The sequence below is a fragment of the Providencia sneebia DSM 19967 genome (assembly GCF_000314895.2).
Classification (GTDB): Bacteria; Pseudomonadota; Gammaproteobacteria; order Enterobacterales; family Enterobacteriaceae; genus Providencia; species Providencia sneebia.
The window spans coordinates 1,538,566-1,558,445 of record NZ_CM001773.1 but is presented as its reverse complement, the minus strand read 5'-3'; the positions used below and the strand labels follow the sequence as shown (position 1 = coordinate 1,558,445).

Genomic DNA, 19,880 nt, shown 5'->3' with positions numbered 1-19,880 from the left:
AATGGTTAGCCGCCGATAACGGATAAATTTGGCGTAATACCGCTATCGCCCATATGTAAGAAATGGGTTTCGCGCTTATATTGCAAGCCACTTTGAATGCGTGATTTAAGCGCTTCGTTCTGATTATCGTCTGCTAATAAATCACGTAATGGAATGCCGTTTTCACCAAATAAGCATAAATGCAAATTACCTAAAGAAGACACTCTAAGGCGATTACAACTTTGGCAAAAATCTTTTTCATAAGGCATGATAAGACCAATTTCACCTTGATAATCAGGGTGACGGAAAACTTGTGCAGGCCCATCACTACGTGAGCGAGCAACGAGATACCAGCCTTCATTAATCAAACGTGTGCGAATGGTTTCACCAGAAATATGGTAACGATGGAAAAGATCACTGCCTTCCCCCGTTTCCATCAATTCAATAAAGCGCAGTTGAATTGGTCGATGTTTGATCCAATTTAAGAATGATTTCAATGCAATATCATTAACATTTTTCATTAATACTGCATTAACTTTAATTTTTTCAAATCCTGCTTCAAAAGCTGCATCAATGCCTTGCATCACTTGAAAGAATTTATCCTGACCAGTGATAGCGGCAAATTGACGAGGATCTAAACTATCCATACTCACGTTAATGGCATTTAATCCGGCATCTTTCCACAATTGCACATCTCGCGCCATGCGATAGCCATTAGTCGTTACAGCAATATTCTTGATTGCATCATTTTCATGGATGGCTGAAATAATATCGACAAAATCTTTACGCATTGTGGGTTCACCACCTGTAATGCGAACTTTTTCTGTACCTAATTCAGCAAAAGCGCGGCTCACACGCTGAATTTCGCTCAATGAGAGGAATTCATGACGGCCACTGGGTTTATAACCATTAGGAAGGCAATAGGTGCAACGAAAGTTGCAAACATCAGTAATGGATAGACGAAGATAGTAAAATTTTCGCGCAAATTGATCAACAAGCTGCTGCATAATGACACCTTTCCAAATACGGGAGATGCAGACATTTCTATCTCGCACCCTGGTGGCTCTAAGGCCACGGCCAAAGGATCATATCCATTTATAATGAACTTAGATGCTAAGGCTAGGAGTTTTATGAAAGTAGTGCAGTAAAAATAGCACTACATAAAACAAGTTGTTTTAATCACCTATTTTATGTAATGGATTTTAGCGCAAATGGAAGGGAAAAGCGAATTTGAATTACGATATATAATATATTATACAACGACTTAGCCTGTTTTTTAATATGTAAAAAGAGATAGCTAAACTCTCATAGCTATTGATAAACCACAATAAAATTACCAATCTTCTGATAAAACTGATGCAAAGATCCTATGCTAAATATTGATATTGATTAATAAGTAAGCTATTTAAATTACATGCAAAAAAAGGCGACTTAATTTTTAAGGATTAAGTCGCCATGATAATTAAGTTTTTTTACTTATCACGATGTGCTTTTATCTCTTCAGGTATTACATCAGCAGGCTGGCCGCCCCACTCAACACGCAAGAAATTAACTAAATTCGAAATTTGCTGATCATCAAGTTTACCCGCAAACCCAGGCATGCTTTGCATGCTCTCATTATTTGGGAATTGTTGCTCAGGTAGCCCTTCTAAAATAACAGTAATCAAATTCGAGCTATCAGTATCACGCAATGTTGAATTGCCTTTCATCGCAACAGCAACATGCGGTTTACCTGCGCCATCATAAGCGTGACATCCAGAACAGGTTTCAAGGTAAATTTGTCGCCCTTGTGCATTCCCTGTAGCCACTTTTGCAGGTACTGCCGCAGGTGGATTATCCCCCAGCAGATAAGTTGCAATGGCTTTATTATCTTCTGAGGTCAAGTGTTGAGAGCTAAGATAAATCACCGGATGCATGTCACTATAAGCTGAACCTTGCGGTGCAATACCTGTCATAAAGAACTGATGTAAATCCTCAGTAGTCCATCCTCTTGCTGCCAGCGCGTCAGGTGTAATATCAGGCGCATTAAATTTACCCAATGAACCCCCTTTCATAATATTATCCAAATCCATCTGCCCCATCATGCCGCGAGGTGTATGACATTCAGCACAGTGTTCTAACACATTGACTAAATAACGACCTCTTAACCAATCTGGTGAACTACCTTGTGAGCTATCAGGTAAAGGTTTATCACTAAAAAATAGTAGGTTCCAGCCCATCATTGCCATACGTTGATTTAGGGGAAATGGTAACGTATTGGCTGGAGGTGCAACATCAACCGCAGGACGACTCATCAAATAGCTATAAATTGCATCTGAATCTTCGCGAGTTAAGCCTTTATAAGACGTATAAGGCATTGCAGGATAAAGATTACGGCTAGGTGGCGAGATCCCTTCTGTTACCGCACGATAGAAATCATCTTTAGTCCAACGACCAATCCCAAAATCAGCTGATGGCGTTATATTGCTACTGTATATGGTACCAAAAGGTGTATCGACAGGATAACCTCCTGCCATTGGTGCTCCATCAGACGCGGTATGACAAGCAGCACAATCACCAGCAAGCGTGAGATAACGCCCGCGCTCAATTTCTTGGTCTGAGGCGGTGACTTTTTGGACAGGTCCATCCGGCTTGCGACTTTCATACCAAAATAGTGCAGCCCAGACCACAACAATGATCACAATAAGCCACAAGATAATTTTTTTGATCATTTCTCACCCCCTTTAACTGCTCCCGGAGTGTTAAGTGCAACATCACGCACAGCTTCATAATAACGAACATAACCAGTACAACGGCAAATATGATTATTCAGGGCTTTCTCTATTGCACCTTCAAGTTCCGCTCTTTCAATTGGATGACGTTGCAGCTCTTCAATAAAGATAGTGGCAGCATTTACAAAGCCAGGTGTGCAATAACCACACTGGAAGCTAAAGTGTTCAATAAAGGCTTGTTGCACGGGTGATAACTTAACTTCGCCATCTTTTTCTTTTGTTGCAGCCCCTTCAATAGTACGAATTGATTTATTATTGAAAAAATGTGCGCCCGTAATACAAGTACGAATTTCTTCGCTCGTGCCTGATGGATTATCCAAAATAACAACACAAGCATGGCAAATACCTTGACCACATCCTAAGCGAGAGCCCGTTAAATCAACATATTCATGCAGAAAGTCAATCATCATTAAACCTTCTGGCACATCCATTGGTCCGTACTGTTGGCCATTAATTGTTAAAGTGAGTGGTAAGAAATTTAGGCTCATGATAATACCTCAAGAATGTCTTCAGAACGGACGGGTAAGCGTTGGAAATGGTGTCCAGTTGCATCTGCAATTGCATTTACAATGGCCGAAACCACAGGGATCATAACGACTTCAGCAACACCTTTCGGTGGATCAGTATCAGATAATCCCGGCAATACTTCGCTGGTCTGTTTCCAAACCGCAACATCTTTTGCAAGAGGTAAATGGTAACGGTTGAAATTCCATGTACCATTACCTGGACCATCTTCATAAAGAGGTAAATATTCATGTAGCGCATGGCCAATCCCCATGGCTAACCCACCCTGAATTTGTCCTGAAACAAGTTGAGGAACAATTAAGTTACCGCATTCAACAACACTATGGTGATCAAGTAAATCGACCTTTCCGGTTGCTTCTTCAATAGCCAATTCAACAATAGTTGCCACAGCACTATAATAAGTTACACCTGCATTCGAACGGCGCGTCTCTGGGAAATAGGCTTTTTCGCGATCCCATACTTGATAATCTTTATCTGCAAAACGTAGAGCAAGGCCATCAACAGGTAAACGACGAGTTTTACCTTGAATATGGAAATCAGATTCTGCCCACTGCCAACGGTTGAATACATGGCAAACAGCGCCTGTTAATCCGCCCATTTCATAAGTGCGCGTTACTAGACGTGATAGAGATAAAACTTCTAATCCATCAGCAGTTAACCCACCATCAACCCAGCGTGCATCTTCACGACGAACGACTAATGGTGCAGCTTGCCCTCCACCAATACCTTCTTGCCAAATAGACATTGCCGCAGGCCAAAGGCCATATTCAAAAACTAAGCGAGCGGCTTCTTCGGTACTGTGGCTAAAGAAATAAGCGGAGTTACTTGCACTAGCTGGCGAGCAATAATTCGGTGTCCAAAGTGGATTTTCCGCTAATTTATCTTGCTCTTCTTGAGCCATTGCAAATGGGTTGCCACTTGTCACCATTGGTAAAACTGACCAGTCAATGACAGAAAAATGGTTTTCTTCCGACGGTTTTCCTAACCATTTTGCACAAAGTACGGCTTGAGAAGTAGACATTCCTGTCCCGATTTCAGCGCCACTATGGAATAAAGCAATTTTGCCTTCACGAGTCAGTTCTACGCGAGCAAAAGAGGCTTCATCTCCAGTGCCGAAATCTTTCTGAACACAGGCAATACCTGTACCAAAACGCTTACCAACATTTGCTGATTCATATTCAGCCTTGCGCTTTGCTCTATCTGCCCACATTGGGTGTTCTGAGCAACGAGTCAACACTTCATCAGCACGGATAGCTCCCCCCGGAATAGCGCCTTGGGTATTTTTCATACCAGATTGCATCAGGTTTGTCCGGCGAAATTCAATAGGGTCTGCTTTCAGTAATTGAGCCGCTTCATCCATAATCATATCCATTGCAGACATTGCCTGTAATGTACCGTAACCACGTGCGGAACCCGCATCAACCGCACGAGAAGCAATACCAACAGCGGATAAATCACTACGAGGAATATAATAGACGCCTTGCGCTCCGGTCGCACCCACCATCACAACTGAAGGGGTAAAGTTAGAGCGCCCCCCACCATCACCAATATAGGTTGCTGATAATGCTTCAATTTTATGCGTTTTCTTATTAACCGCCAGCGTGTAATCCATATCAAAAGCATGGCGTTTGAGTGTGGATTGAAATTGTTCATAACGGTCATTTGCTAAGCGAATTGGCACGCCATCACCATATAATGTCGCCATGGCACCATAATATGGGAATGGGCTATGATCTTTTGATCCATAACCTACGGTGAAGCAAGGATGCAAGAAAATACGCTTAATTGGGAAGTTAGATTTTGCCAACATTCCCGGCAGTGATGCCGAGACTTCTTGTGGTGATTGCGTAGGTATCACAAGGTGGAATGATTCTGTTTCTGGATCATACCAGCCGTTAGCATTATCAGGTTCTAATGCTGATGTATCAATGGATTGAGAATAGTAGTTACGCTTAATCACCAGCCAATCTTCAGGCGGATTAGCCAACTGTTTTGCAAGTTGATCTGCATAATACATTCCTTCTTGGTCTAATTTACCGCCTTCTCTACCCTCTGGCCAGACTGGAAGGTGTTTTTTCATGCCAATTGGTGAAATTGGCATATCTTTCATGCTTGAAAAGACATCTGGTGAGAAAGGTGTTTCTCCACCAATACGCACACCGCGGTAACTTCCCCAAGGATCACGCTGTAATGGCCCTGTATATTCACCATATTGGAAAATATCATCTCTGAATTTTAAGGTTTCTTTGGCAAAGTTGAATCTTGCGAAATCATGGTAAATTAATAAGGCAACGGCTTGACCTAAATAAGCTGGTGTTTTCCCTGTCGGTAATAACATGTCGTTACCATAAAACGCTGGAAATTCAACACCATCTTTTTCTAAATCCGCTGCTGTAACAATACGATCAGGCATTAAGCCATCTTTGAGCAGGCTCAGATCAAAACCTTGATAAATTTTATCTGCTTGGGTAACGCGCAGTAAAAAAGCATGACCTTGTTTCTTTGGCCAGTGTGGTATATCTCTTGCTCGAATATCGCGTGCAAATACTTTTTCGCCTTGTACTTTTGCATAACCATCAATACGGAATTTGATGCGTTTATCTAAAGGGTTCCAATCAGGCGATTGAAGAATTTTTTCTTCAAATAACACATCAAAAGCACGGCTATACAAAGGTGCTAAATATACAGAAATCCCCGCTACAACAGCACACTTTAAAAAGTGTCTGCGAGAGAGGCCAACATTGCTTTTGCTCATAAATTTAGCCTTCTATTTATTCATTTTTATTATTTCAATATCTAGTTTTTAGCTATCAGGACTAATATGTATATTAATTAATCATAAAATAGAAATTATATTTTCATCTTAATAAGGATAGTTAAAATAGATAAGTACTACACATATCTCTTTATTCACAAACCACAAGTCAATTAGGTACAGGTATTTATTGTTTGAACAAAAAATACCTTTGTATGATAACAAATTATATTAATAATGGATATTCGATGATAAATATATTGGCATATTAATCTGAGTATTCACTCATATTTCCTGTCATATATTTTCAAAATAGTGAGTTCAATAACAAATTGATACATAATGATATATTTACAAAAATAAAGTGAATGAGAATGATTTTCTTTATCCTTAACATTATAAACAAAAATTAACTAATCAAAAATTGCTCATTGTTTTTGGATTAATTAAAAATGTAATAATAAATAAAACCGCATTAATAGCTAAAGGAAATGAAGCAATATTGATGCTTTAATCCTATTTGATAATAGGTATTGCATGTAATAATAAATTAATTATGATCTTTATCTCTAAATTAATTTAGCCCAGAAATTAAAGTAAGTTTATTTATAATTGCCGACAATCTCGCTTTAAATAACTTATGTTACTTGTACCTTATTGAGCAACGATCAATTTTTGGAAATAACGAATATAAATAATAAAATTCACGCCAATTTATGATGATTATCTATTAGAGCGTGGAATAGGAAACAAAAATGCTACGTGAAGATGTCGCTGTTATTACTCAAGCCATTAATTGGGTCAAAAAAGAACCTATTTGGTTGTGTACTGTACTAAGTACTTATGGTTCATCACCACGCAGTCCCGGCTCTCTTTTGGTCGCTAAAAGTGACGGGCAATATGTTGGTTCCCTTTCCGGTGGATGTATTGAAGAAGATTTTATACAGCGCATAAAAGAAGGCCATTATCTTAATGACAGTCAAGTTATTCGTTATGGCCAAGGCGGCTTAGAAGCTAGGGTCAATTTACCGTGTGACGGCAGCTTAGATGTTTTAATTGAGTATTTGCCTTATGAGCAACGTTCGCTTAATTATCTTCTCGCTATTGAAGCCGCATTATTGGGCTATACGGCAGTGATTAAACAAGTCACATTACCGTTTAATGGCGAAATTAGCCAGGTTCCTGAAAACCAAAATAAATCGTTTGTACAATATGAACGCCAAGAAAACATGATCCAACTTTATATTGCAGCGCCACCACGCCTTATCATTGCAGGAATTTCAAATGTTGGTGTTTATTGTGCTAACTTTGCACTCACTTTAGGTTTTGAAGTCATTATTTGTGAACATAGAGAAGATGAATTGGCACGCTTTACAGGACAAATTCCACCGCAAGTTCAGCTGATACCGCTATTTCCTGCCCGCTATTTAGAAGAACAAAATTGTACAGTAAATACTGCTATTGTTTCGCTCACCCATGATCCACGCATTGATGATCTTACGCTGATGGAGGCTGTTAATACACCTGCATTTTATATTGGTGCAATGGGTTCAAAAAGAACAAGCAGCCGACGTCGTGAACGCCTTGTGGAAACCGTTGGTATGTCACTTGAAGAGTGGGAGCGGATCCATGCACCAATTGGTATTCCGATTGGCAGTAAAACACCGCCTGAAATCGCTTTAGCTATCATGGCTGATATTGTTGCTTATAAAAATGGCATCACTATTGATTGAGCATTATATAAGCGTCTATTTTTAGCTCACTCATAAAATAGATACTCGAAATTCAATAAGCTGGAAATATTGAATCATTAATTGACTCGGCTCACTGATTGATGCCGAATCAGCTAGATATGCCATGTCACTTAAAAATTTTTTTTATGTATAATAATCACGGCGCTAAAAATTACAAATATAGGAACACTATGCCAAATAGTCGTCTGAATGATTTTGGGCAGGTTGTCGCTCTTGGCGGAGGACATGGTCTGGGTCGCGTGATGTCATCACTTTCGTCTTTAGGTTCTCGGTTAACCGGAATTGTCACCACAACAGACAATGGCGGTTCTACTGGGCGTATTCGTCGTTCTGAAGGTGGGATAGCATGGGGAGATATGCGCAACTGCTTAAATCAACTCATAACCGAGCCGTCTATCGCCTCGGCAATGTTTGAATACCGCTTTAGCGGAAATGGTGAGCTATCTGGGCATAACTTAGGGAATTTAATGCTTAAATCATTAGATCATCTCAGTGTTCGCCCACTTGAAGCGATTAATTTAATTCGCAATATGTTGAAAGTAGATGCACAGTTGATCCCCATGTCGGAATCTCCGGTTGACCTTATGGCAATTGATGATATGGGAAATGAAGTTTATGGCGAGGTCAATGTTGATGCCCTAAAAGAGTTACCAAAAGAGTTGCATCTATATCCGAAAGTGAAAGCTACAGCAGAAGCCATAACTGCTATCCATCAATCTAATTTAATTTTAATTGGACCCGGCAGCTTTTTTACCAGTTTAATGCCTTTATTATTATTAGATGAAATAACCAATGCTTTACGTGAATGTAAAGCGCCAATGATTTATATCGGCAATCTCGGTAAAGAAGTTGGCTCGCCTGCTGCCAATCTGAATTTACCAGAAAAACTGATCATGATGGAACAGCATATCGGCTGTAAAAAAATTAATGCTGTTATTGTTGGACCAAGAACAAATGTTACTGCAATTATTCATGACCGATTAGTCACTCAACGGGTTTTGGAAGCTGATGACATACCGTATCGCCATGATCGACAACTATTATTGCAAGCCATTGAAGAGACAGTTCGTTTGTTGTAAGCCTTAAAACTCAGTCACAATAAGCGCCAAAGTTATACTCAAAATTATTCAATTTAGTATTCATATAATATATTGAAAAATAATGAGTATAACTTTTTAAATTGGCAAACTAACTTATCTTGTTAAGCTTTGCTATGAGTTAGCAATAAAGCGCTCTCTAAGTTCCTGAAGTTCATCCCGAATATTTGCCGCAGCTTCAAATTCCAAATCTTGAGCATGTTTATACATTTGTGTTTCCAAATGAGAAATTCGTTGCTCCAGCTCTTTTGTCGACATCAGCTGAATATCTTCACTCAGTGCAGCTTTCGACGTTTCTTTGCTATGGCCTTTATTATTCCCTTTACCTTTTCCACCCACTTTCTGACCAATTTGTAGAATATCGCCGACTTTCTTATTCAGCCCTTGCGGAATGATGCCATGCTCCTCATTAAATGCAATTTGTTTAGCTCGGCGGCGCTCTGTTTCAAGAATTGCTTTTTCCATCGAATTGGTGATTCTGTCACCATATAAAATAGCTTTACCATTTAGGTTACGAGCAGCACGCCCAATCGTCTGAATAAGTGAGCGTTCAGAACGTAAAAAACCTTCTTTATCAGCATCAAGAATGGCTACTAAAGAAACTTCCGGCATGTCTAAACCTTCACGAAGTAAGTTAATTCCGACCAAAACATCAAACTCACCTAAACGTAAATCGCGAATAATTTCAACACGCTCAACGGTATCAATATCTGAGTGCAAGTAACGGACTCTTTCTCCGTGCTCTTCTAAGTATTCCGTTAAATCTTCCGCCATACGTTTTGTCAGTGTCGTGACAAGAACACGCTCATTTTTTTGTGCTCGAATACGAATTTCTGAAAGGAGATCATCAACTTGTGTTGTCACTGGGCGAACTTCAATAATTGGATCAAGTAACCCTGTTGGCCTAACAACTTGTTCTATAATCTCTGAACCTGATTTCTCAATTTCATATTTACCCGGAGTGGCAGAAACATAAATTGTTTGCGGCGCCAATGCTTCAAACTCTTCAAAACGCATTGGTCGGTTATCTAATGCAGAAGGTAAACGAAAACCATATTCAACCAGTGTTTCTTTACGAGAACGGTCACCTTTATACATCGCACCAATTTGCGGAATAGTGACGTGCGATTCATCAACAACCAACAAGCCATCAGCAGGCAAATAATCAAATAATGTTGGTGGAGCTTCACCAGGCGCGCGCCCAGATAAATAACGCGAGTAGTTTTCAATACCAGAGCAATAACCTAGCTCATTCATCATTTCAAGGTCAAATTGAGTACGCTGCGTGATCCGCTGTTCTTCAAGTAACTTATGGTTTTCAAGAAGGACTTTGCGCCTATCTGCTAACTCAACTTTAATATCCTCCATCGCCTCTAAAATTCGCTCTCTTGGCGTAACATAGTGCGTTTTCGGATAAACAGTAAAACGAGGAACCCGATGTTGTATCTGCCCAGTTAAGGGGTCAAACAAAGAGAGCCGCTCAACTTCCTCATCAAAAAGTTCAACGCGTAATGCATATTGATCAGATTCCGCGGGGAAAATATCAATCACTTCACCGCGGACCCGAAATGTACCCCGAGTAAATGCTTGGTCATTACGCGAATATTGTAAGTCAGCCAGTCGGCGTAGAATTGCACGTTGGTCAATGATCATGCCATCAGTCAAGTGCAGCATCATTTTCAAATAACTATCCGGGTCACCCAACCCGTAAATAGCTGAAACAGAGGCGACCACAATCACATCCCGCCGTTCAAGCAGCGCTTTTGTTGCTGACAACCGCATCTGCTCAATATGCTCATTCACAGAGGCATCTTTTTCGATAAAAGTGTCAGAGCTTGGAACATAAGCTTCGGGCTGATAGTAATCATAATAAGAGACGAAATATTCCACGGCATTATCTGGAAAAAAAGCTTTCATCTCACTATAAAGCTGGGCAGCTAATGTTTTGTTATGGGCCATCAGCATGGTGGGACGATTTTCTTTCGCAATAACATTGGCGATAGTAAATGTTTTACCTGAGCCTGTTACACCTAATAACGTTTGATGTGCAAGGCCATCTTCTAACCCTTCAGAAAGCCGACGAATGGCTTCCGGTTGATCCCCTGCGGGTTGAAAATCAGAATACAACTTAAATTCTTTACTCATGTCTACCGCCTCTTAATAATCCCTCTACTATAATACTGGATAAAAAACCAGCTTCAAGTGCCGAGTTTAAATATTATCCATAATGCATAATAGCGATGTCATTATGAGGTTATCCCCAAAATTTTACTTGACCTGAGACTATTACTATATTTTATGCTGATGATCACTTTATGCTTTATCTAAAATAGCAATGCACGTCTTGATTTTATTTAACTAGTTGTAATCAAAGATTATTATTTAAAAGTCTGAAATCGCGCCAAACAAAGCTGAGGCCGCGTGTCGCCTTGCATTCCATTACTTTTTTAGATCTAATACACAAGGTTATCCACAGAAATAGTGGATAACTCTGTAAGCCCTTTACGCCCTTGGTTTTCGGACAAGCTAATAATACTGAATTACCCTTATTTATGGCATGCAAATGACATTTTTATGAAAAATTTTCACACTGAATTTACGTGAAAAATAATATTAACTCGTTTTCATTCGATCTATATTGACAAAAAATAAATATAAATGATCATCTTATTTGAACTAAAAATGATCAGCATGATCATTAATGATTAATGTAGATGCTGACTTTTCAAGTAGCGATAAATTAATAAACTGCCCTAAATCGGTATTTAATTCAACATGATGATGCGGGATCACCCCTAAGCAAGGTGCTGAAATTAATTGATAAAGTGTTGCTAAATATTCTGTTTGATAACAGCCTGCGGGCTCTATTTCATTCGCAATCCAACCTACCAGCTGAAGGCCTGATCCTTTAATTGCTTCTGCGGTTAATAAAGCATGGTTAATGCAGCCGAGTTTAACACCAACGACCATGATGACAGGTAATTGCTGCTGAATGACCCAATCGGCATAGCTTATTTGGCGCGATAATGGCGTGTACCAACCCCCCGCCCCTTCAACCAAAACCCATTGGGCTTTTGATGTGAGATGATTCAAGCCTTCATTCATTACAGAAAACTCAATGGGTTGCTGCATTTTTTCACTAATAATATGCGGAGATGTTGGTTCAGCAAAAACGATAGGATTAACTTCATCATAACGTAATGATAATGTGCTATTTTTTTGTAATAACAAAGCATCCTGGTTTCGCAAACCATCTTGAGTTTGCTCACTTCCCGAAGCAACAGGTTTATAACCTGCGGTGATAAATCCAGATTGATTAGCGGCTTGCAATAACGCGCAACTTGCCACCGTTTTACCAACCTCAGTGTCAGTTCCTGTCACAAAATAGGTTTTAGTCACGAAAGATAACTCCAAATACAGTTTGGTAGGTTAATGCATATTTTTCATTCACGGTAGGATAAGCACTCGCCAACTGTTCCAGTCTTTTTCTCGTCATTAAACCGGGTTTTCGACCAGCCGTTAAATGTGTCGCGCCAATCCCTTTTAAAGAGTGTAATAAATGCGCTAAATCATCAAAATAAAGTTTATCTGTTTGTAAGGTAAGACGATGACGCCATGGTTGACAACTCGCTTCAATATGTTGGTAATCCAAGAATTTGTTCACATGTGAATATCCATCAAGCGTAAGCCAAGCTTGCGATAACTCTTGTAATGAACCTTCCGCTAAAGTTGTAAAGACAATCGCGCCACCAGGTTTAGTCACGCGATACAACTCTTTTAGTGTTGTTTGTAAATGAGAGCACCACTGAATAGCTAAATTAGAGAAAACTGCATCAAACGCGATTTCACTAAAAGGCAAAGATTCCATATCTGCACAAATATAATGGGCAGCACTTCCTTTATTTCTAGCCACTTCCAACATACCAGAAGATAAATCAACAGCAGTCACATTTGCCTGTTTATCGCCCATTAGTTGGCTAAAAAAACCTGTACCACAACCTGCATCAACTATCGTTTTCTGGCGAAGATGCCCGAGCGCAGAAATCAATAATTCAAGTAATTGATGACCACTATTTTGTTGATAATGAGCAATAGAATCATAATGTTTCGCTGCGCGGCCAAATGCAGATGCTATTTTTTGTTTTTCATCACGGCGTTGAGAAATCATGAAGTGCCTCTAACAATCTGTCGATATCTTGCTGCTGATGAGCAGCACTTAACGTGATCCGTAACCGAGCACTATTTGGCGGAACAGTTGGTGGACGAATAGCTTGTACCCAAACGCCTTGTTGACGTAAAAAATGGGAAAGTTGGAGGCTTTTTGCATTATCACCAACGATTAATGGCTGAATGGCTGTATTTGACGAAGCCAGTTTCAATCCATCACCCTGATTAATGTTTTGCCTAAAATAATTGATATTGTGAGTTAATTGCGTTCTTGCTGTATTGGCTTGGCGTATTTGCGTTAATGATGCAGATAAAGCGTTAGCCTGAGCGGGTGGCATTGAAGTGCTATAAATCAAATGGCGTGCTGCTTGAATTAAGTAATCAGCCGTCAGTTCATCACATAAAACAGCTGCTCCACTTACCCCAAAGGCTTTACCAAAAGTGACCACCAATAATTCAGGGTGAATACCATAATGATCACAACTTCCGCGCCCTTCTCGGCCAATTACACCAATGCCGTGAGCATCATCTACCATCAACCACGCATTATGCAGTTTTGCTGTGTTCTGCAAAGCATCTAAAGGTGCATTATCGCCATCCATGCTAAAAACACCTTCTGTTACGACTAATGTTTTCCCTGCAACCTCATTAAGAAGTAATTTTTGTAATGATGGAACATTATTATGGCTAAAGCGGCGTAAGTCAGCATCTGATAACATGGATGCTTCTAAAATAGAGGCATGACAAAGTTTATCAGCTAAAATACGATCACCTCGTGACATCAAAGCGGTAATAATTGCCTGATTAGCTGCAAAACCAGAAATAAACAGCAAAGCTCGTGGATAACCAAGCCAATCTGCTAAGGCATTTTCTAAATCTTCATGAGCTTGGGTAAAACCGGTAACATGGCCGGAGCCACCGCTACCAACACCATATTTATCTGCGCCCTTTTGCCAAGCTTCAATTATTTTAGGATGTTGACTCAAACCTAAATAATCATTACCGGAAAAATTGAGGTAATCTTTCCCTGCAACCTGTATAAAACGCGCTGAACTTAAATCAACTCGCGTGCGCTGACGCCAAGTCGAATTTTGTTTACGGAGCTGTAATTGTGATGAAATAAAGGTTTGCCAGTTCATTAGACTGCCGCATTATAAAACTGTTGGTTATCTGTCGTGAGGATCTTTTCAGCGAGTTGAGCAACTTGCTGGTTGTCACCCTCCGTCACGTCAATACGTTCAGGATTAATATTGAGTTTTTTAAACAATGCGAGGTCTTTGTTCTCTGCTGGATTTGGTGTTGTTAACAATTTACAGCCATAAAATACTGAGTTAGCCCCAGCCATAAAGCACAATGCTTGTGTTTGTTCATTCATATATTCACGACCCGCAGAGAGCCGAACATAAGAAGTTGGCATCATAATGCGTGCGACAGCAATGGTGCGAATAAAGTCAAATGGATCAACATCTTCATTTTCCGCCATTGGTGTTCCTTCAACTTTCATTAACATATTGATAGGCACACTTTCCGGTGGTTTCGGTAAATTTGCTAACTGAACTAATAATGCAGCTCGGTCACTGACATTTTCACCAAGTCCTAAGATCCCACCAGAACAAACCTTAATGCCAGCATCTCGCACATTTTCTAATGTATTTAACCTGTCTTGGTAGGTTCGAGTTGTGATGATACTGCCGTAAAATTCAGGTGATGTATCCAGATTATGGTTGTAATAATCAAGACCTGCTTCTGCAAGTCGCTGCGCTTGAGTGTTATCAATCATGCCTAATGTCATGCAGGTTTCCATTCCAAGTGACTTAACCTCTTTCACCATCATTTCCAAATAAGGCATATCGCGTTCATGAGGATTACGCCAAGCAGCTCCCATACAAAAGCGTGTAGAACCTGCCATCTTAGCTTTTTTCGCAGATTCCAAAACTTGTTGAACTTCCATCAGACGTTCTGTTTCTAATCCAGTTTTGTAACGCGCACTCTGCGCACAATATTTACAATCTTCTGGGCAAGCCCCTGTTTTAATAGATAACAAGGTACTGACCTGAACTTGCTGAGGGTCAAAATGTTGACGATGAATTTGCTGAGCTTGAAATAAAAGCTCAAAGAAAGGCATTGCAAACAATTCATTAGCTTGCTTTGTTGACCACTTTTTCAGTTCACTCACGGCAGATCTCCATCTAAAAAATGAGTTGCCAGTTTAAATATTGCGGTTATCATGTCAACTAAATTAACAGTAATTAGGTTGACGTTAGATTAAATGAATCATTCTGATATCACTTTTGATGCTAAACATATTTGGCACCCTTATACTTCCATGAGCCAACCTATCCCCGCTTATCCAATAGTTGAAGCGAAAGGTGTGGAACTTATTATGGCGGATGGTAAAAAATTAATTGATGGGATGTCTTCTTGGTGGGCAGCTATTCATGGATACAATCATCCAGTACTAAACCAAGCTGTTACAGAACAATTACACAAAATGTCTCATGTTATGTTCGGTGGGATCACACATCCAGCAGCGGTTAGTTTATGTCGACAACTCATTGATATAACACCAGAACCGCTAGAATGTATTTTTTTAGCTGATTCAGGCTCAGTCGCCGTTGAAGTCGCCTTAAAAATGGCATTGCAATATTGGCAAGCAAAAGGTGAGAAACGCCATCGTATTTTAACGCTTCGTCATGGCTATCATGGTGATACCTTTGGTGCTATGTCTGTTTGTGATCCCGATAATTCAATGCATAGCCTTTATAAAGGTTATCTTCCTGCGCATATTTTCATCAATGCGCCAACCTGTGGCTTTTATGATGAATGGCATGATGATAACTTAACCGAAATTAGAGATAAATTAGCAGAAAGTCATAGGGAAATAGCTGCTATTATTCTTGAACCTATCGTCCAAGGGGCAGGAGGAATGCGTTTTTATCATCCAAATTATCTTAACGGTGTAAAAACGCTCTGTGAGCATTATGGCATTTTATTCATTGCAGATGAAATCGCGACGGGTTTTGGCCGAACAGGTAAACTATTTGCTTGCAAGCATGCAGATATATCACCGGATATTATGTGTTTAGGCAAAGCACTTACTGGAGGATATATGACACTATCAGCAACACTCACCACTCGCCATGTTGCTGAAACGATCAGTAATGGTGATGCTGGATGCTTTATGCATGGGCCAACATTTATGGGGAATCCGCTAGCTTGCGCAGTTGCCGATGCAAATTTGACATTATTACGCGAAAACAAATGGCAACAAGCTGTAAGTCATATTGAGAAGCAACTTAATGAAGAGCTGACTCCACTCACCTCTCATTACAGTGTAAAAGATGTGCGGGTTTTAGGTGCCATTGGCGTTGTTGAAATGCATAAACCTGTTAATACGGCAGAATTACAAAAGAAATTTGTTAGCTTAGGGGTTTGGGTACGCCCTTTTGGTCGACTTATTTATGTGATGCCACCTTATATTATGAGTAAACAACAATTAAGCAAAATCACCAATGCAATAATAAAAGTGATCACGGATCAACCCTAAATACAATGGGTAAATTTGCATGATGTTACATCTTTATCATCATGCAAATTAATAGGTAATCACTTAATTTCAATTAAAAAGTGACGACACTTTTTAAGCCTAATACCCAAGCATCAGAGGTTTGTTCTACGCCTCCAGGCTGATGCCAATATTGTAAATCTGGTTGAAGTTCAAACCAAGAAGCCAATTTAAAGCGGTAATAAAGTTCAGCATTAAAAGCACTTGATGCTATCGGATGATATAACGGATCATTGTAATCAGTTAAATTTAATTGTGCATTTTGCATTTGCTGGCTTTTCGCATAATGACTGCTCAAATCCACGTAAGAAATACCAAAGCCAACCCAATCTTCAGGCCGAGCATCAAACATCCCCCGATAACGCAATGAAGCAGAAGTCACATAATTCATGTAGTTACTGCGTTCATCATGATAGCTACCACTCATCGAAAGACTCAATCCGCGATTAGGGTCATCTTCGTGCTGTGTTAATTGTTGATTCATCCCTGCATACATAAACCAAGTATGGTTATACGATTTATCTTTATAAAGGTCATACTGTTTTGCATTGGTATATAACACGCCAAGGTTATAAGCACCGGGTAAATTATTCACAAAAGTTCGTGTTTCAATTTCTAAAGGTAATAAAACACCTTTACTTCCTTTTGTTGACCAGCTCCAAGCATGATTTCTATCTGCTGCTGCTGAATTTTGTTCCATAATCGCTGTTTTAATTGTGACTTCTGGCGTTAATTTATAGCTTAATGTTGTTCCCCACGTATGAATATTCCAATTATTCCATGTCATTGCATTACCTGATTTTCCCCCACATAGTGTTACTAGTTGAAAATCACAAGGAATAATTTGGTCAAATTCTTGCGCCTTATTCATCATTCCAACACGCCAAGTGATATTTCTATCATCAAAACTACGTGCAAAGGTTAGCCATCCCAAACGCGTTATTGACCCACCACCATAACTTTCCTGTGTTTGGTCAGTATTAAATACCCGTGGGTCTTGAATACGTTTTAATGTTAAATTATCTTCATGGTTACGATTAACAATATTTCCTTCTATACGGGCATCAGGGATCCCCGTCCACCGCTCAAGATCTTGATTAAACATAAAAGTAAATTGATCGATATAAGCGGTATGTTTATTCGAATCATATCCCCCTTTTGCATTATAAGCCGCTTGCCCTAAATAGTTTGCATGAAATGTAAAACCATTATTTTCGAGTATTGGTCTAATACCTAACATATCACCGAATACCCCAACAGGTGCAGCTTCAAAACCAAGTACTGTTCCATTCCACTCTTTATATTCAGCCAGCGCAGGAAGCGCTGGAAATGAAAATAGCAATATAGATAATATTATGTTTTTATTCATAGAATAACCATTTCGATAACGATGATTTAAATTTATATAAGTCGTATTAAATAACACCACTTAGAAAATTGAATGAGAGAAGTACTCCAAACATAAAATAGAATGTTAGGATAAACTCGTATAGTGTAAAAACACGTTATTAGCGAATGTTTAAATTAGAATAATCAATTAACTTTTAATAAGCTCATCAAATAACCATATAATAAAATTTAAACCCGCTTTTAAATCAACAGATTCTTCACTTTTAAAAAACGAGAAAGCTAATTAGGTAATAAAACCTATCAGTTACTCATTTTATAAAATAATAATCCCTCATGACTTAATTTAATATTACTAACACGTAATAATTAAATTTCCCCATGAAAAATTATAATTAAATAATATATATTAGAATTTAAACGTATCAATCAGACCTGTAACCTATTAATTTATATCTCATTTTTTAACACCTTATATTTTAAACATAAAAAAACCTGAATAACGCAACTTAAAAAATTACGTTATTCAGGTTTATGCCTAGATGATCCAGTAACACACCTTCTGGCTCTAATCTTACTAGTAATAATAATCCGACTACAATATAAATTTTTTATTTTTGTGATGGAGTTAAATTTTATTAGAATCAGAGTAGTTATAAGCCCGTAATGATTAAAAAATCCTAATAAAATGTTAATGAATTTCATTACTACACAGAGTAACACTAATCTTTTTAAATCATATTTGCTAAAATATTTACTTATATTCAACACCCTTTCATAAAAAAGATCATACTCTTTTATTTTTATAACAGAAGCTATGACCACAGAGAAATCCACCACATCAATATCCAAACCACAAGATTGCTTTTCTATCGGATAAGTTGCAGCTAATACCAAATAACGTGGACCTTCACCTTTTTTCAGTACTTATTCGATCAACAGAGGTTTCCATTAATCTGCCACCTTATTATAAACCAAACAAATGAATATGCCGTCACCTAAGCAAAATATTCAAGGCGATTAATTATAAGCATTCTCTGAACTAACCTTTCTTATTGCCTTAAGTTTATTTTGCTAATTTAAACACATCAATAATTGATGATCACAATAAATCCATAAAATTGATAATGAATACTATAAAGAGAACAATAATTTGTTTCAATTGAAGACAAGCTATTTATTGAACAAAAAAACACCTTATTCTTAGGCTAGCAGGGTTACTTCAAAATTAAAAACATCGATAAAAGAGGGTCCCATATGGATTTATCGTATAAATAACAATCTTTTTTAGATTTTTATACTAATTTAAGAATATTCTTAATGATACATTTACATTCTTACTAAACATTAAGTTGATTATTTTTAATCATAATTATCAATTAGTTACTAACTTACAAAAATTAAAACAAATTTATTCATATATAAAGAAATAAATAGTTTTAAAAGTAATTGATAATTTTTATTAACAATAGTTCTTTATTTAGATTTACCAAATAAGAAAATGATAATTATAGTCAAGGAATAAAATTTTAAATTAAAAAATAACTTAACAATTCATAAGATTTAGCCTAATTATTTTTATTTTAAATAAGTAATTTTATAAAATATAAATAATAAAAATAAACCTTTCCATTTATATTATTTCAGTAATAATACAATATTAAATAAATAACCTCAATTAACTCAAAATTCGAGTTAAACATCCAATTATGATTTATAATCATTATATCGTAACAAATTTATTAAACCCCAATAATATAATAACAATAAATTAACATAAGAATAATTTATATTACCCTTCGTGGAATTAACATAATAAGATAATCACAATTAAAACAAATCAGATTATCTGTATAAAACATCATCGTATAAGTCAAAATTTGAACTAATATATTGTTTTTTTGATTTTATAAAAACCCA

13 protein-coding genes and 1 riboswitch are annotated in these 19,880 nt (G+C 38.1%); of the genes, 3 read left to right on the top strand and 10 right to left on the bottom strand.

Annotated features, from left to right (window positions below; genetic code table 11):
- Positions 1–5: 5 nt before the first annotated feature.
- The 4 genes from moaA to OO7_RS06190 all read right to left on the bottom strand — a co-directional run bounded on the left by moaA (position 6) and on the right by OO7_RS06190 (position 6,030).
- Complete coding sequence (gene moaA, locus OO7_RS06205) at positions 6–986, bottom strand: GTP 3',8-cyclase MoaA (protein ID WP_008915100.1); 981 nt, start codon at positions 984–986, stop codon at positions 6–8.
- A riboswitch (molybdenum cofactor riboswitch) is annotated at positions 975–1,117 on the bottom strand. (Overlaps the previous gene by 12 nt.)
- Before the next feature lie 334 nt (positions 1,118–1,451).
- Positions 1,452–2,690, bottom strand: coding sequence for a c-type cytochrome (locus tag OO7_RS06200; protein ID WP_008915099.1), 1,239 nt, complete (start codon positions 2,688–2,690; stop codon positions 1,452–1,454).
- Entirely contained in the window at positions 2,687–3,238 is a 552-nt protein-coding gene (locus OO7_RS06195; protein WP_008915098.1) for a (2Fe-2S)-binding protein, read from the bottom strand. Before OO7_RS06195 ends, OO7_RS06200 begins: the two co-directional genes overlap by 4 nt.
- Complete coding sequence (locus OO7_RS06190; RefSeq protein WP_008915097.1) at positions 3,235–6,030, bottom strand: xanthine dehydrogenase family protein molybdopterin-binding subunit; 2,796 nt, start codon at positions 6,028–6,030, stop codon at positions 3,235–3,237. The genes OO7_RS06195 and OO7_RS06190 overlap by 4 nt, the downstream gene beginning before the upstream one ends.
- A 755-nt stretch (positions 6,031–6,785) precedes the next feature.
- Between OO7_RS06190 and OO7_RS06185 the strand changes: the two genes are divergently transcribed.
- Together OO7_RS06185 and yvcK are read left to right on the top strand one after the other, a co-directional pair.
- Positions 6,786–7,763, top strand: a complete 978-nt coding sequence (locus OO7_RS06185) for an XdhC family protein (RefSeq protein ID WP_008915096.1) — start codon at positions 6,786–6,788, stop codon at positions 7,761–7,763.
- 191 nt (positions 7,764–7,954) lie between these two features.
- A complete protein-coding gene (gene yvcK / locus OO7_RS06180) occupies positions 7,955–8,863 on the top strand; it encodes a uridine diphosphate-N-acetylglucosamine-binding protein YvcK (protein ID WP_008915095.1) in 909 nt (302 codons plus the stop codon).
- A 132-nt stretch (positions 8,864–8,995) separates the two neighbouring features.
- Here yvcK and uvrB read toward each other — a convergent pair whose 3' ends face one another.
- The 5 genes from uvrB to bioB all read right to left on the bottom strand — a co-directional run bounded on the left by uvrB (position 8,996) and on the right by bioB (position 15,224).
- Complete coding sequence (gene uvrB, locus OO7_RS06175) at positions 8,996–11,026, bottom strand: excinuclease ABC subunit UvrB (protein ID WP_008915094.1); 2,031 nt, start codon at positions 11,024–11,026, stop codon at positions 8,996–8,998.
- 531 nt (positions 11,027–11,557) lie between these two features.
- Positions 11,558–12,280 (bottom strand): dethiobiotin synthase, encoded by a 723-nt coding sequence (bioD, locus tag OO7_RS06170; RefSeq protein ID WP_008915093.1) that lies wholly within the window; start codon positions 12,278–12,280, stop codon positions 11,558–11,560.
- Positions 12,273–13,049, bottom strand: a complete 777-nt coding sequence (gene bioC, locus OO7_RS06165) for a malonyl-ACP O-methyltransferase BioC (protein WP_008915092.1) — start codon at positions 13,047–13,049, stop codon at positions 12,273–12,275. The genes bioD and bioC overlap by 8 nt, the downstream gene beginning before the upstream one ends.
- On the bottom strand, positions 13,030–14,187 hold the full coding sequence (gene bioF, locus OO7_RS06160) for an 8-amino-7-oxononanoate synthase (RefSeq protein WP_008915091.1): 1,158 nt from the start codon (positions 14,185–14,187) through the stop codon (positions 13,030–13,032). The genes bioC and bioF overlap by 20 nt, the downstream gene beginning before the upstream one ends.
- A complete protein-coding gene (bioB, locus tag OO7_RS06155) occupies positions 14,187–15,224 on the bottom strand; it encodes a biotin synthase BioB (RefSeq protein WP_008915090.1) in 1,038 nt (345 codons plus the stop codon). Before bioB ends, bioF begins: the two co-directional genes overlap by 1 nt.
- A gap of 93 nt (positions 15,225–15,317) precedes the next feature.
- Here bioB and bioA point away from each other — a divergent pair, with 93 nt between their 5' ends.
- Positions 15,318–16,595, top strand: a complete 1,278-nt coding sequence (gene bioA, locus OO7_RS06150; RefSeq protein ID WP_008915089.1) for an adenosylmethionine--8-amino-7-oxononanoate transaminase — start codon at positions 15,318–15,320, stop codon at positions 16,593–16,595.
- Positions 16,596–16,668: 73 nt separating this feature from the next.
- Here the strand turns inward: bioA and OO7_RS06145 are convergent, their stop codons facing one another.
- Positions 16,669–17,982, bottom strand: coding sequence for a carbohydrate porin (locus OO7_RS06145; RefSeq protein WP_008915088.1), 1,314 nt, complete (start codon positions 17,980–17,982; stop codon positions 16,669–16,671).
- Between the last annotated feature and the right edge of the window lie 1,898 nt (positions 17,983–19,880).

Excerpts from the sequence above, each read along its gene's own strand:
- moaA (WP_008915100.1), bottom strand. The coding sequence starts at position 986 with ATGCAGCAGCTTGTTGATCAATTTGCGCGAAAATTTTACTATCTTCGT.
- OO7_RS06200 (WP_008915099.1), bottom strand. The coding sequence starts at position 2,690 with ATGATCAAAAAAATTATCTTGTGGCTTATTGTGATCATTGTTGTGGTC.
- OO7_RS06195 (WP_008915098.1), bottom strand. The coding sequence starts at position 3,238 with ATGAGCCTAAATTTCTTACCACTCACTTTAACAATTAATGGCCAACAG.
- OO7_RS06190 (WP_008915097.1), bottom strand. The coding sequence starts at position 6,030 with ATGAGCAAAAGCAATGTTGGCCTCTCTCGCAGACACTTTTTAAAGTGT.
- OO7_RS06185 (WP_008915096.1), top strand. The coding sequence starts at position 6,786 with ATGCTACGTGAAGATGTCGCTGTTATTACTCAAGCCATTAATTGGGTC.
- yvcK (WP_008915095.1), top strand. The coding sequence starts at position 7,955 with ATGCCAAATAGTCGTCTGAATGATTTTGGGCAGGTTGTCGCTCTTGGC.
- uvrB (WP_008915094.1), bottom strand. The coding sequence starts at position 11,026 with ATGAGTAAAGAATTTAAGTTGTATTCTGATTTTCAACCCGCAGGGGAT.
- bioC (WP_008915092.1), bottom strand. The coding sequence starts at position 13,049 with ATGATTTCTCAACGCCGTGATGAAAAACAAAAAATAGCATCTGCATTT.
- bioF (WP_008915091.1), bottom strand. The coding sequence starts at position 14,187 with ATGAACTGGCAAACCTTTATTTCATCACAATTACAGCTCCGTAAACAA.
- bioA (WP_008915089.1), top strand. The coding sequence starts at position 15,318 with ATGAATCATTCTGATATCACTTTTGATGCTAAACATATTTGGCACCCT.
- OO7_RS06145 (WP_008915088.1), bottom strand. The coding sequence starts at position 17,982 with ATGAATAAAAACATAATATTATCTATATTGCTATTTTCATTTCCAGCG.